Raw genomic sequence first — 12,857 nt, forward strand, 5'->3', positions numbered from 1 at the left:
GTTTGCTTCGGTATGATTTCGGACCCGACATAGGCCCCGGGCGATCTCAGAGGGCCGCAATGATCCGCAAAAATCGCCTTTCGGCAGCGCATAGCAGCTTTGCCCGGTCTTGCGAAATCGGAGCGTCTTGCTCGTCAGCCGAAGTCGCGGTGATCGCGATTCGCGCGACGCCCGCGAGCTGGCTGATGGCCGGCAAGAGCTGTTGGCATATGGTCTTGGGAAACAAAGAGAGATCGATGATCAGCAGAGATTGGCGTTTTTGCAGAGACATGGATCCGGAGAAGGAGACCAGCCGCCGCCCGGCGATCAGGTTCGGAGGAACTGCTACGCCCGCGCGTTCCAGGGTCGGATAATCCAGCGCCCCATCCGGGAGGGTGTGCCCCACGGTTCGAAGGGCGTTGATGAATGACGCAATATCCTGCAGCGGTGCGGTGGATCGCTCAGCGGCTTCACCGTCAATCTGCTGCTCATGGCACGCTTCCGGCGATTGCGGATCTCCCGTCTTCTCGAACCGGTAAGCGATCACTTCGGGCGTCGATCCGCGAAGTTCGCAGAGAGAGCCGCGGGCTCGGAGCCGCTCGAGAATGGCCCTTTCGAGCGAGCCGAGGCTCGCCTCGTCGCGACGCCTGACAACCAGATCTCCGGTCGCGAGCGTCACGTCGGTCGCCAGGATGCGTGCATAGATCGCCGGCACGAGTTCATCCGAAAAAGTGAAGGATCGCGGCCAGGTGTGCCACTTGTTCGCATACATCAGTGTGATGTCGCTGAGCATCTGCTGAGTATTCGCGCCTTCGCCGAGCAGCATGGTGACTTTCGGCGAGTTCGCGGCGTATCGCTCGATCAGGTGCTTTGCATCCGCAACGATCGCACGATCGTAATCATCCAGGGACCAGGGATTGTCTGTCGAACGTAGAGCAAGCTCGCGATCCACTTTTTTGCGCAAGGCCGTATACAGGGCGGCGGGGGTACAGCGATCATGATACCTGCACTCACCGGGGAGCAGCGAGTAGGGTGAGTCGATACGAAACATGTAGAGGCAGGAGAAGATCGAGGCCCAGAGCACGGCGACGGTCGTCAACGCGGTCAATATGCCCGCCACGCGATCTCCGTCCAGTGCACGGCCTGCCAACCAGAGCGCGGCGGGAATGAACAACAACGCGAACGGCAAGAGAGCGATGGCGACGGTGTAGTCGACCGACCTGGCGGCGAAATAGGAGCCCGTAATGGCCGTCAGCATCGCGGCAGGCAATGCGTGGCGCAGCCAGGTGTCGCTCGTGGCCAGCAACGCGCTGCGCTTGTTGTCGAGCACCAGCAGCCAACAGCCGGCTACCGCGATCACGACCCCGGCCAGGATTGGAATCCAGCCCCAGAATGTCGCGTCGAACGGTATAGACCAGAACTGCCCAATTGGATTGTAGCTCGACAGGAAGCCGAGATAGACGTCGAAGGCCGGCCAACTGCCAGCCGCGAGCAGTGTGCCGGACGACAGCGCAGCAAGTCCCGAAATCATGGGCACAGCAGCGATGGCGAGGTCCTTCGCCAGCCTGGCGAAGCTCCGGTCGCGCAGATTGCGCAAGGTGAGCGAGCCGGAGTAAAGGGCAAACGCGCCGACGAAGGCCTCGATGCTCCACAGGCCCGACAGAAAGCCGGCCAGGAATACGAGTGCGGAATGCCTGACGCCCCGGGCGCCGATCCCAACGGCCATGAGCAGGACGGGGAGATAGCGCGCTCCCAGCACCGACGGCGCGGCGTTCACGTTGCCCTGGCCACCGTCCCACGCAGACAGCCAAAACAGGATGAACACCAGCCCAAACCAGGCCGCGCTCATCCGGGTCCTGGTGGATTGCCAAAGTGCCGTGACGAATAGGGCGTAGAAGAGCAGGTTGCAGAGCTGGATGGCGATGTTGGCGACGGCAAACGACGGTGGCCCGAGCAGAAACACGAGGTAGGTGACGAGGACCGGGCCCGGTCCGTACTGAGAGAAGGTGTCGACCATCAGCGTTCCGCCGTGCAGGAGATGCAAGGCAGGACCCATCACGGTCATGTAGTGAAACGGGTCGCCGCTGAGCGAGAAGTCGAAACTCAGGACGGTGCTGGCGACGAGGGCGCAGGCCAGGGCGGCCCGCTGGGCCGACCGGAGTTGGGCAGGATGGCTCGCGGCAAGCCGTCGTTCGAGCATCAGAAGGCATGCGCCGACTGCCACGAGGAGGGCTGCAGTCGATGCCGCGAGCAGCAGGCTCGATCGATCCGGAAATCCTCCGGGCACGGTGCGAAACAAAAAGCCGAAGATGGGGCTGAAGTACCGGTATCCCGGCTGGATCTTGAACAGGACGATCACGGCAGCCGCGAAAACGAACACCAGCGCGACCGATTGGATCGCCCTCGGACTCGCTTGCACGACGATCGAGTTCGCCCGATCGAGCGCCTTGTCGCTCCCGCAGACGGCGATCAGCAGCACAGCTAGCGCGACATATGCGGACACCGCGGTCTTGGCCGCCTGCAATCCGGTCTTGTACCAAAAATCCACATCGTTGCTGGCGGCCCAGGCTGCAACTGCGACGACGGCAAGGCTCACCAGTGCGGCGACCGCACACCACACGTTCAGGGCCTCGAACAGACGACCCGCCTTGGGCCTTCGGCGATCAAGCCAATCTTGCAGCGTCACCGTAGATACCGGCAGTACCAAAATGCCGGCGACGAAGACCAGCATCGTCCGCTGTCGCGGTTCGATCTCCAGCGCATCGGCCAGTACGATCGTGACGAGAAAGCCAAGCAACGTCAGGGCTGCGCTTGATAGCAGCGGTGCCACGTCGTCGAGCCAGCCGCTCGACCGATGCCGCCCAGCCTCGCGGCAGGGCTCTTGCACGTCTGCTTTCATGCAGGCTTTCCCAAAGCCTCAGGCGGAGGAGGCGACGCACCGCCGGCGTTGCCGCAACGATGATCGGAGAGGCGCGCGGCCGCACGGTGTCGGGCGACGGGTCTTACGAGGGCACATGGGCGGCCATGCAGTATTGCGCTCCGAACGGCAGCCAGCCGAGGCTCGCGTCCAGCTTATGAAAGAAGGGCGTGTCGAACGGAGTGAATATGATGAACTTCCGCTCAATATCGACCATGCCGGCGGCGCGGAAAAGCTTGGCGAGCCGATTCGCACGGAGCAGCACGGCGTTCTGGTCGAACGGACAGCTCCTGACGATCTTCTGCGTCAGCGGATTGAGCGGATTGTGCTCGATGATGACGACGAGGCCTCCCGGCCGGACCACGCGAGCCGCTTCCTCGAGAAAGGAGCTCCAAGCGTCGGGCGGCACATGATGCATGACGGCAATCGCAAAGGCGAGGTCGAAGGAGCGAGCATCGTAGGGAAGCCGCGTTCCTTCATAGACGTCGTAGTGGACGTCCGGATGGTCGGCCCTGGCTTCCTCGATGACCGTGCCGGCGACGTCGATTCCGGTCAGCTTGATGCCGGATTGCGCGGGCCGCAGATGGGGATGGATGAGGCCGTGCCCGCAGCCGATATCCAGGACATCGAGAGGTCTTGTCGAAACACCGCTCTGCGCGCGGAGCTTGGAGAACGTGTCGAGCAGGTAGCGGGCCTTGGCGCGCGTAAAGAAATCCTGGGGCTGGCCACTGAAGGCGATCGCACTGTCGATCTGCCGACTATAGCCATCGCGATATTGGTCGAATTCCGTCATCAAGCTTGCCCCGTTCCGGTTCGGCGGAGGATTTCGGCTGGCGCCCGGGTGTCCCCTGGCGATACCGCCCCTAGCGCCAGGCGGTCTAGCGACGCGCTGGGCACGTTGACACTGTACTCGATCACGGTCGTCGGCCGCGACCGCACCTGGTTGTAGATGCGCCCCACATACTCGCCGATGATCCCGAGGAAGATGGCGTTGAGGCTGATGCCGAACAGCAGCAGCACGGTCGTGGTTGCGAAGCCTGCCGGCCAGTCGACCCCAAAGAACAGCCGCGCGAAGATGTAGAAGAAGCTGCCAAGGCACGTCAGCATCGAGATGCCCAATCCGACGAACGCCGCGAGGCGGAGCGGGAAGATCGAGTGTGTGATCATCCCGTCGACAGCGAGCGCGATCAGCTTGGCAATAGGAAACTTGCTTACGCCCGCCTGCCGCGCTTGCCGGTCGTAGGGCACGCCGACCTGCTTGGTGGCCAGCAGCGAGGTCAGGCCGCGCGTGTAGGGCGCGACGTCATTGATCAGATGCAGTTGATCCAGAACGGTACGGTCGATCAGCCTGAAGTCACCGCTGTCGAGCATCAGATTGTCGTCGGACAGCCTTTTCAGCAGCCGGTAGTAAAATTGCCGCGCCCATTGCAGCGGCTTGCTCTCCTGCCGGAACCGCCTGATGCCAACGACCACGTCGTGGCCCTGCTCCCACAGCTCAAGAAATCTGGGGAATACCGTCGGTGGATCCTGGAGATCGCAGTCGATCTGGATCGCGGCGTCTCCGGAGGCCAGACGATAGGCTGTGAGCACGGACCTCTGGAATCCGAAGTTTCTGGCAAACCGTACCGCGCGCACGCGAGGGTCTTTGGCCGCCAGCTCGGAGACAATCGCACTCGAATTGTCGGTGCTGTGGTTGTCCGTGAAGATTATTTCGAACGCATAGCGATCGTTCATCTGCTCGAAAACATCGCGCACGGCGCCATAAGCCCTGCGGATGTTGTCTTCCTCGTTGAAGACAGGAATCAAAATGGAAATGAGCTTGCGTTCAGTGTCAGAAGACGTCCCGCGCATTTCGTTCGTTGTCCTGTCCGTGGCTATCGGTATTCGGCCGAGAGTTGATGCCGGCGAAAAGTTGCTAGTAACAGATGTGGCGCATCGCGCAAAGCCATCCCCACCCACCGGCGGCAAATTACGTAGCGTTCCGAAGGGCATATGCTTGATTAATGGGGAGCTTTCCAGTAAGGGTCGCCCCGCGCGCCTGATGTCGCACCCCCACTCGGGAAGGTCGTCTTCCAGAAATTTGCAGTATCTCGTTGTTGCAATTAAGGTTCCGAATGCCCAACGCCTCACATCACGACATTCCGACCGGGAAGCTGACACGCTGCCAGGTTTGCCGCTCCGAACGGCTTGAGCTTGTCATCGACCTCGGCCATCAACCGCTCTGCGATTCGCTGCCTTCAAAGGCGCAACTCGATGGCCCCGAGACGAGCTATCCGTTGCGTCAGGTCTGGTGCCGTGATTGCTCCCTGTCGCAGATCGATTATGTCGTTCCTCCTGAGGTCGTCTTTCATCCGGAATACCCCTACCGCTCCGGTATTACCAAGGAGCTTGCGATCTACCAGGATGCGTTCGTACAGGATGCGGTCGCGGACCTCGGGCTGAAGCCGGACCAACTCGTTGTCGACATCGGGTCCAACGACGGAACGCTGCTCTCCGGCTTCAAGCGGCGCGGCATGCGGGTTCTGGGCATCGAGCCGACCAACATCGCGCGCATCGCGCAGGAGCAAGGCATCGACACGCTGCAGGCGTTCTTCAACGAGGAAACTGCCCGCAAGGTGGTCGAGACGCACGGTCACGCGAAGGTCGCGACTGCCACCAACGTCTTTGCGCATGTGGCACAGCTCGGCGGCTTTATCCGCGGCCTCGAGAGCTTGCTGGCGCCCGACGGCGTCTTCATTCTCGAAAACCACTATCTGCTCGACGTCATCGAGGGCGGACAGTTCGACACGATCTACCATGAGCACCTTCGCACCTATTCGCTGAAGTCGATCGTCAAGCTGTTCGAATTCTACGACTTCACCTGTGTCGACGCGCAGCGCGTCAGCCGTTATGGCGGCAATATCCGCGTCTATGTGGCGAAGGGCCGGGGACGTCCGGTCAAACCCGCGGTCGCGGAGCTGTTGAAGGCCGAGGACGATTTCGGTCTCTCGCGCCCTGAATGCTATGAGGCTTTCCGTGCGCGAGCCGAAAAGGTCAAGCTCGACCTCCTCGAGCTCGCCCTCGAAGCCAACAAGAAGGGGCTGAGCTTCGTCGGTAATTCGTGCCCTGGCCGCTGCAGCACCTTGCTGAACTATGTCGGCATCGACCGCATGCTCATGCCGTACATTTGCGAGCAACCGACCTCGCTCAAGCTCGGTCTGCATTTGCCCGGAAAGCAGATTCCCGTCGTCGACAACGAACGGTTGATCCGCGAGCAGCCGGACTATGTCGTGCTGCTCGCTTGGCACTATGGTCAGCCCATTGCCGAGCAATTGCGCGCCAGGGGATTGAAGTCCAAATTGGTCATGCCCTTGCCCGAGGTCCGGATATTGCCGGATTGAGCAATGCGGCGGCCGTCAAGCCGCCGCGTGCGGCGCTGCTTCCGGGAGGACGCAGCAATGATGATTTCGGCTCGGACACTCTGACGTCCGCGAGGTTTGGTCGTCTCCAAGCGGCAGACCTGATTTACGACGACGTCCTTGCCTTCGCCGCTTGATCAGATTGGCGACGAGTCACGCGGCTGACCGAACAGGAGCTTCTACCGGCTCGCACCGGGCGGACGCGAAAGGAGTTTTGATGAGCGGCGTTACGGTCGCCTTGGTGGGGGGCGGACGGTGGGGGCGAACGCATGCCTCCGTCTTGGCTCAACTTTCCGACCGGACCGCACGCATCCTGTGGGTCTCGCGCCACAACAAGGCCGCGCTGGAGGCATTCCTGGCCGATCTTCCGGGAGCGGGGGATCGCTTCACGGTGGTCGACAGCCTGGATGTGGCTCTGGCTTTGCGTCCTGGCGCTGCCATTGTCGCGACTCCTGCTGGCTCTCACGCCGAGACCGCCGAGCTCCTGCTTCGCAGCGGCGTGCCGACCCTGGTCGAGAAGCCACTGGCCCTTGGTGTGGACGAGGCAAGACGGCTTGTCGATCTGGCAGCCGAGCGCGGCATCCCGCTTCTCGTTGGTCTCCACCTGCTGACGGCCCCATTCCTGCTTCACTTCCTGCGCCTGTCCGCGGGACGTGCGGTGTCTGCGGTCGAACTGGAGTGGCTGGATCCGGAGCAGGAGATCCGGCACGGCGTCGTCAAGTCGTCTAACCTGACGACCCACAAGGTCGACGAGATCGTCCCCCATCTTTGGTCGATGCTGCATCTGATCGACGACACTGCGGAGCCGCAAACGCGCACGGTGAAGCCATGTGCGCAGGGCGCCGTCGAGGTGGAGGTCGATATGCGCGAAGCTCGCGCAACCCTGCGGTTCGGACGAAGGGCGCCGGCGCGCAAGCGGCGCATCGGGCTTGCATTTCGCGATGGAGGTCATGCCGAGCTCGACTTCACGCATGAGCCCGGCGCAATCATCCTCGATGGGGCTCAGCAACCGGGCCTCGAAACGGACGGCAGGATCGGTCCGCTCGCGGTCGAACTTGCCGGCTTTCTGGACATTGTGCGTCTGGGTCAGGATGCCTGGTCGTCTCCCCGATCGGCATCCGGTTGCATGGGAGCCGTCGAATTGGCCGAAGCGGTGCGGACCCAATTGGTTGTGGCAGAGGCGGCGGCCGCCGCGGCGGGCCTTGCGCGCGGCGGTTCGATGAGGGATCCCGACATTTCGGCTTGGGTCACCGACAACATCGCGCCGCTTCTGGACGTCCAGGAGCCGCGTACCGAGAACGAGAGGCGAGAGCTCATGGGCCTGATCCTGGACGCGGCCGACATGGCCGGCCCGACGGACCATGTCGAGGACGATAAGCTGCGTCGAACGATGGCAACGATCCGCCGCTCGGACTTCTGCGGCCATTTGAACCGAGGCTTCTCGGCCTGAGGCGCCGTCACTCTCGGGCGTTGTATCGCGTGACCGCCGCCGGTGAGAGCCAAAATTGCCAAGGCGGCAAGATTTACATCCCCCTCAGTTTCTATAGAAAGCTCCCAAGAGGTCTACATGTATGTGATTGGGATAAGTTCCGGCATCAAGCACGGCCACCACGACGGAGCGGCGGTATTGCTGCGCGACGGCGAGTTGATCGCGGCGGCCGAGGAGGAACGTTTCACGCTGGCCAAGCACGCGCGCGGCGAGCTGCCGCGCGGCGCGATCGGTTTCTGCCTGAAGCAGGCCGGCATCAGCATGCGCGACGTCGACTGGATCTGCTCGCCGCTGAAGACCTACACGAACTACACGCAGCGCCTCACCGAATATTTCAGGTACCAGTTCGGTCACAGCCCGAAGATCGAGCTCTACGACCATCACCTCTGTCACGCCGCGAGCTCGTTCTACGGATCCGGTTTTTCCGAGGCGACCGTCGCCTGCTTCGACTTCTCCGGCGATTCCAGCTCCGGCCTCGTCGCCCATGCCCGCGGTAACGACTTCCGCGTGCTGACGCGGTTCGGCCGCAACAACAGTCTCGGGCTCTATTACGGGATGCTGACCCAGTATCTCGGCTATCAGATGACCAACGACGAGTACAAGGTCATGGGCCTGTCGTCCTATGGCAGCCCCGACTATCTCGACAAATTCGCGAAATTATTGCGCCCGGCCGGCATCAATTACGAGCTCGATCCCGAGCTCGACAAGCGCCGGCGCGACGCCGAGATCTTCACCAGCGATTTCTCGACGCGGCAGGAACGCATCTTCACCGAGAAGATGGAGGAGATTCTGGGGCCGCGACGCCTGCGTGGTGCGCCGCTCGACCAGCGGCTGACCAACATCGCCGCGAGCGGCCAGAAGCAGCTCGAGATCGTCACCACCGAGGTGATCCGCTCCGCGATCGCCGAGACCGGTTGCGGCGATGTCTGCATCGCCGGTGGCGTCGGCCTGAACTGCAAGATGAACATGGAGATCGCGGCCGAGCCGTCCGTGAAGCGTCTCTACGTTCCGCCGGTGCCGCATGATGCGGGCGTGGCGCTGGGCGCCGCGATGATGAAATGCGCGGAGGCTGGCCACACGATCGCACCGCTGACACATGCCTATTGGGGACCGGAATATTCCAACGACACAATCAAGGAGATGCTGGACAAGATCGGCGCGCGGTTCGAGCTGCTCGACGATCCCGTGTCGCGCTGCGTCACCGACCTGACGGAGCAGAAGACCGTCGGCTGGTTCCAGGGGCGGATGGAGTATGGTCCGCGGGCGCTCGGCAACCGCTCGATCCTGGCCGATCCGCGCCATGCGGGCATGAAGGACCGCATCAACCTCACGATCAAATATCGCGAGGAATTCCGGCCGTTCTGTCCGTCGGTGCTCTACGATCGCCAGGCCGAGTATTTCGAGGACACATTCGATGCGCCCTTCATGGTGGTGACGTTTCCGGTCAATGAGAAAGTCGCCGAGACCATGCCCGCGGTGGTCCATGTCGACAACACGGCGCGCATCCAGAGCGTCCATGCGGACAGCAATCCGCTCTACAGCCGTCTGATCGGCGAGTTCGCGAAAGCCACTTCGCTGCCGGTCCTGATCAACACCAGCCTCAACATCAACGAGCAGCCGACGGTGAACGCGCCGCTGGAGGCGTTGCATACGTACTTCTGCTCGGGTCTGGACGCGCTGTATCTCGGCAACTATCGACTATCGAAGTCGAGCTGAAGTTACCGCTCGTCCGCGATCACCTTGCCGTCGTTCGGCAGCGCGCCCGGGCTGACCAGTTCGACATTGCCGCCGAGTTTCGTCACCGCGCGCAAGGTGCCTGCAATTTCCTCGCGCAGGGCGTCGCTCGCGGCCGCAGTTTCCGCTCGCAGCGTCATCGCATCGGCCTCGCCCTGGCGCATGACGACGAGGCGCAGGCGCCCGAGTGCGGCATGGCGCTTGCCGATCTCGGCGACCTGCTCGGGTCGGACGAACATGCCCTTGACCTTGGTGGTCTGGTCGGCGCGGCCCATCCAGCCCTTGATCCGCATGTTGGTGCGGCCGCATTTGCTCGGGCCCGGCAGCGCTGCCGTGAGGTCGCCGAGCGCGAGGCGGATCCAGGGATGGTGCGGATCGAGCGAGGTCACCACGATCTCGCCGACGTCGCCCGGCGCGACGGGATCGCCGGTGCCGGGTTTGACGATCTCCATGATCAGATCCTCGTTCACGACCATACCGTCGCGCGCCTCGCTCTCGAAGGCGATGAGGCCGAGATCGGCGGTGCCGAAGGCCTGGTAGGCATCGATGCCGCGCGCCTTGATCTCGGCCTGGAGCGAGGGCGGGAAGGCCGCACCCGAGACCAGCGCGCGCTTGATCGATGAGACGTCGCGCCCCGAGCTTGCTGCGGCGTCGAGCAGGATCTTCAGAAAGTCCGGCGTGCCGCTATAGCCGACAGGACGGTAGGCCTCGATCAGCTCGAATTGCTGCTCGGTATTGCCGGGCCCGGCCGGGATCACGGCGCAGCCGAGCGCGCGCGCCGAGGCATCGAAGATGAAGCCGCCGGGGGTGAGGTGGTAGCTGAAGGTGTTGAGCACGATGTCATCGGGGCGGAACCCGGCCGCGAACAGCGCCCGCGCACCGCGCCAGGGATCGGCCTGCCGCCCTTCAGGCTCGAAGATCGGACCGGGAGAGGTGAAGAGGCGGGCGAACGATCCCGGGGCTGCCGGCACGAAGCCGCCGAAGGGCGCTGAGGCCTTGTGCAGGGCCGGCAGCTCCGACTTGCGGAGCACCGGCAGGCCCGCCAGCGCCGCCCTGGAGGTCACGGCAGCCGGATCTATGCCCCTCAGCCGCTCGGCGTAGGCGGGCGCGGCCATCGCGCCCCGCAGCACGTCCGGCAGGCGGGAGAACAGCTCTGCCTCGCGCACGGCCGGTTCACGCGTCTCGCGGGCGTCGTAATGGGCAGTCATGGCTGGTCTTTCCGGGTTGGCATCCGTTGCATGCCGCCGCTGGCATGGGTATCAGACGGCCAGTGTCGAGGCGTGGAGGGGACGCGATGGCGGTCGAAGGCATCATTGTGGCGGACGAGGCGGCGGACGTCGTCGCGCGCCTGAAGCGCCGCATGATCGACGAGGCGCTGCCGCTGTGGTCGTCCGTCGGCTGGGACGATGCGGCAGGCGGTTTCGTCGACCGGCTGCGCCGTGACGGCACGGCCGACACGGCCGCACCGCGGCGCGTGCTCGTGCAGGCGCGCCAGATCTATTGTTACGCCAAGGCGGCGCAGATGGGCTGGTATCCTGGGGGGCGCGCCATCGCGCTGAAGGGGCTGGAGCATCTGCTCAGCAAAGCGAAGGCGCCCGACGGCCGGCCTGGCTACGTGCACCGGCTGACGCCGGACGGCGCCGTGCTGGACGGCCGACGCGATGCTTACGACCACGCCTTCATCCTGTTTGCGCTCGCGGCCGTCTACGGGCTCGACCAGGATGCGCAAATTCGCGCCGAGATCGATGCGCTGCTCGCCTTCCTCGACGGCCATCTGCGCTCGCCGCATGGCGGCGTGCATGAAGGCCTGCCGGTCTCGCTGCCGCGCCGGCAGAACCCGCACATGCATCTGTTCGAGGCGATGATCGCGTGCTTCGATGCGACCCACGATCTGTCGTTCCAGAACCGCGCCGGCGAGTTCTTCGCGCTGTTCCTCGCCAATCTCTACGACAAGCAGAAGCGGATCCTGACGGAGTATTTCGAGGAGGACTGGTCCAAGATCGAGCCGGTCAGCGTCGAGCCTGGCCATCAGGCCGAATGGGTCTGGCTGCTGAAAGGGTTTGAACGCATCACGGGTTGCCCGACCGGACAACGTCGCACCGAACTGCTCGCCACCGCGCTGCGCTATCGCGACGAGGCCACGGGGTGCCTGGTCGACGAGGGCGATGCCAGCGGCAACATCCGTCGCAGCACGCGCCGGCTGTGGCCGCAGACCGAGATGGCCAAGGCGTGGATCGCGCAGGCCGAGTCCGGCGAGGCGGGCGCTGCGGACGAGGCGCGCGCGGCGCTGGTGCGGCTCGAACGGCATTATCTCAGCCATCCCGTGAAGGGCGGCTGGTACGACCAGTTCGATCGCGACGGCAAATCGCTGGTCGACACCATTCCTGCGTCGTCGTTCTATCATGTTCTCTGCGCAGTCACGGAAGCGGAGCAGGTGCTGAGCTGAGTTTCACAGCCACCGTTTGCGTCGCTTGAAGCTCTTGAGGTTCTTAAAACTCTTGCGCTGATCGCCGGCGCCGCCGAGGTAGAACTCCTTGACGTCCTCGTTGTCGCGCAGTTCGTCCGCGGTGCCGTCGAGCACGACCTTGCCCTGTTCCATGATGTAGCCGTGGCTCGCCACCGACAGCGCGGCGCGGGCGTTCTGCTCGACCAGCAGGATGGTCACGCCGAGGTCGCGGTTGATCTTCTGGATGATCGAGAACACCTCTTTCACCAGCAGCGGCGACAGGCCCATCGAGGGCTCGTCCATCAAGATCATCTTCGGGCGCGCCATCAGCGCGCGGCCGATCGCGAGCATCTGCTGCTCGCCGCCTGAGAGATAACCGGCAAGGCCGGTCCGCTCCTTCAGGCGCGGGAAATAGTTGAAGACCATGTCGAGATCGGCATCGACCTCGCGATCCCTGCGGGTGAAGGCGCCGAGCTTGAGGTTTTCGAGCGACGTCATGTCGGCGACGATGCGCCGGCCCTCCATCACCTGGAAGATGCCACGACGCACGATCTTGTCGGGGTCGATGCCGGCGATGGCGGAGCCCTCGAACAGGATCTCGCCACGCGTGACCTCGCCGTCCTCGGTCTTGAGCAGCCCCGAGATCGCCTTCAGCGTCGTCGACTTGCCGGCGCCGTTGGCCCCCAACAACGCCACGATCGCGCCCTTGGGCACGTCGAGGCTGAGGCCGCGCAGCACCAGGATGACGTCGTCATAGACGACCTCGATGTTGCGGACGGCGAGGAGGGGCGGCGCGGGCACGGCGGTAGGAGTGGGGCGAGATGCTTCGAGGGTGTCGGTCATAGTTCAATACTCTCCGCTGTCGTCGCCCGGCTTGACCGGGCGACCCAGTAT

The 12,857-nt window shown here is 63.7% G+C and carries 9 protein-coding genes; 4 read left to right on the forward strand and 5 right to left on the reverse strand.

The window, feature by feature from the left end; genetic code table 11:
* Positions 1–46: 46 nt before the first annotated feature.
* From AB7Z56_RS14055 to AB7Z56_RS14065, 3 genes are all read right to left on the reverse strand, one after another.
* Positions 47–2,878 (reverse strand): hypothetical protein, encoded by a 2,832-nt coding sequence (locus tag AB7Z56_RS14055; protein ID WP_354141789.1) that lies wholly within the window; start codon positions 2,876–2,878, stop codon positions 47–49.
* A gap of 103 nt (positions 2,879–2,981) precedes the next feature.
* Complete coding sequence (locus AB7Z56_RS14060) at positions 2,982–3,689, reverse strand: class I SAM-dependent methyltransferase (RefSeq protein ID WP_354141790.1); 708 nt, start codon at positions 3,687–3,689, stop codon at positions 2,982–2,984.
* On the reverse strand, positions 3,689–4,747 hold the full coding sequence (locus AB7Z56_RS14065; protein ID WP_354141791.1) for a glycosyltransferase family 2 protein: 1,059 nt from the start codon (positions 4,745–4,747) through the stop codon (positions 3,689–3,691). Before AB7Z56_RS14065 ends, AB7Z56_RS14060 begins: the two co-directional genes overlap by 1 nt.
* Positions 4,748–5,010: 263 nt before the next feature.
* On the opposite strand from AB7Z56_RS14065, the gene AB7Z56_RS14070 reads away from it, so the two are divergent.
* From AB7Z56_RS14070 to AB7Z56_RS14080, 3 genes are all read left to right on the forward strand, one after another.
* On the forward strand, positions 5,011–6,276 hold the full coding sequence (locus AB7Z56_RS14070; protein WP_354141792.1) for a class I SAM-dependent methyltransferase: 1,266 nt from the start codon (positions 5,011–5,013) through the stop codon (positions 6,274–6,276).
* A 235-nt stretch (positions 6,277–6,511) separates the two neighbouring features.
* The gene (locus tag AB7Z56_RS14075; RefSeq protein WP_354141793.1) at positions 6,512–7,744 is read left to right on the forward strand and encodes a Gfo/Idh/MocA family protein; all 1,233 of its coding nucleotides are present in this window, start codon (positions 6,512–6,514) and stop codon (positions 7,742–7,744) included.
* 117 nt (positions 7,745–7,861) lie between these two features.
* The gene (locus AB7Z56_RS14080) at positions 7,862–9,499 is read left to right on the forward strand and encodes a carbamoyltransferase family protein (RefSeq protein WP_354141794.1); all 1,638 of its coding nucleotides are present in this window, start codon (positions 7,862–7,864) and stop codon (positions 9,497–9,499) included.
* Between the two features lie 2 nt (positions 9,500–9,501).
* Here the strand turns inward: AB7Z56_RS14080 and AB7Z56_RS14085 are convergent, their stop codons facing one another.
* A complete protein-coding gene (locus AB7Z56_RS14085) occupies positions 9,502–10,725 on the reverse strand; it encodes a phenylacetate--CoA ligase family protein (protein ID WP_354141795.1) in 1,224 nt (407 codons plus the stop codon).
* 86 nt (positions 10,726–10,811) lie between these two features.
* Between AB7Z56_RS14085 and AB7Z56_RS14090 the strand changes: the two genes are divergently transcribed.
* Positions 10,812–11,963: an AGE family epimerase/isomerase gene (locus AB7Z56_RS14090; protein WP_354141796.1), complete on the forward strand. Its 1,152-nt coding sequence runs from the start codon at positions 10,812–10,814 to the stop codon at positions 11,961–11,963.
* A gap of 3 nt (positions 11,964–11,966) precedes the next feature.
* On the opposite strand, the gene AB7Z56_RS14095 is transcribed toward AB7Z56_RS14090, so the two are convergent.
* Entirely contained in the window at positions 11,967–12,806 is an 840-nt protein-coding gene (locus tag AB7Z56_RS14095) for an ABC transporter ATP-binding protein (protein WP_354141797.1), read from the reverse strand.
* Positions 12,807–12,857 lie beyond the last annotated feature (51 nt).

Origin of the sequence: Bradyrhizobium sp. 482_C4_N1_8 (assembly GCF_052075965.1) — a bacterium.
In the GTDB taxonomy this organism is placed as follows: domain Bacteria; phylum Pseudomonadota; class Alphaproteobacteria; order Rhizobiales; family Xanthobacteraceae; genus Bradyrhizobium; species Bradyrhizobium barranii.

What these genes read in the sequence shown, in the direction of transcription:
- AB7Z56_RS14055 (WP_354141789.1), bottom strand. Translation starts at nt 2,878, where the DNA reads ATGAAAGCAGACGTGCAAGAGCCCTGCCGCGAGGCTGGGCGGCATCGG.
- AB7Z56_RS14060 (WP_354141790.1), bottom strand. Translation starts at nt 3,689, where the DNA reads ATGACGGAATTCGACCAATATCGCGATGGCTATAGTCGGCAGATCGAC.
- AB7Z56_RS14065 (WP_354141791.1), bottom strand. Translation starts at nt 4,747, where the DNA reads ATGCGCGGGACGTCTTCTGACACTGAACGCAAGCTCATTTCCATTTTG.
- AB7Z56_RS14070 (WP_354141792.1), top strand. Translation starts at nt 5,011, where the DNA reads ATGCCCAACGCCTCACATCACGACATTCCGACCGGGAAGCTGACACGC.
- AB7Z56_RS14075 (WP_354141793.1), top strand. Translation starts at nt 6,512, where the DNA reads ATGAGCGGCGTTACGGTCGCCTTGGTGGGGGGCGGACGGTGGGGGCGA.
- AB7Z56_RS14080 (WP_354141794.1), top strand. Translation starts at nt 7,862, where the DNA reads ATGTATGTGATTGGGATAAGTTCCGGCATCAAGCACGGCCACCACGAC.
- AB7Z56_RS14085 (WP_354141795.1), bottom strand. Translation starts at nt 10,725, where the DNA reads ATGACTGCCCATTACGACGCCCGCGAGACGCGTGAACCGGCCGTGCGC.
- AB7Z56_RS14090 (WP_354141796.1), top strand. Translation starts at nt 10,812, where the DNA reads ATGGCGGTCGAAGGCATCATTGTGGCGGACGAGGCGGCGGACGTCGTC.
- AB7Z56_RS14095 (WP_354141797.1), bottom strand. Translation starts at nt 12,806, where the DNA reads ATGACCGACACCCTCGAAGCATCTCGCCCCACTCCTACCGCCGTGCCC.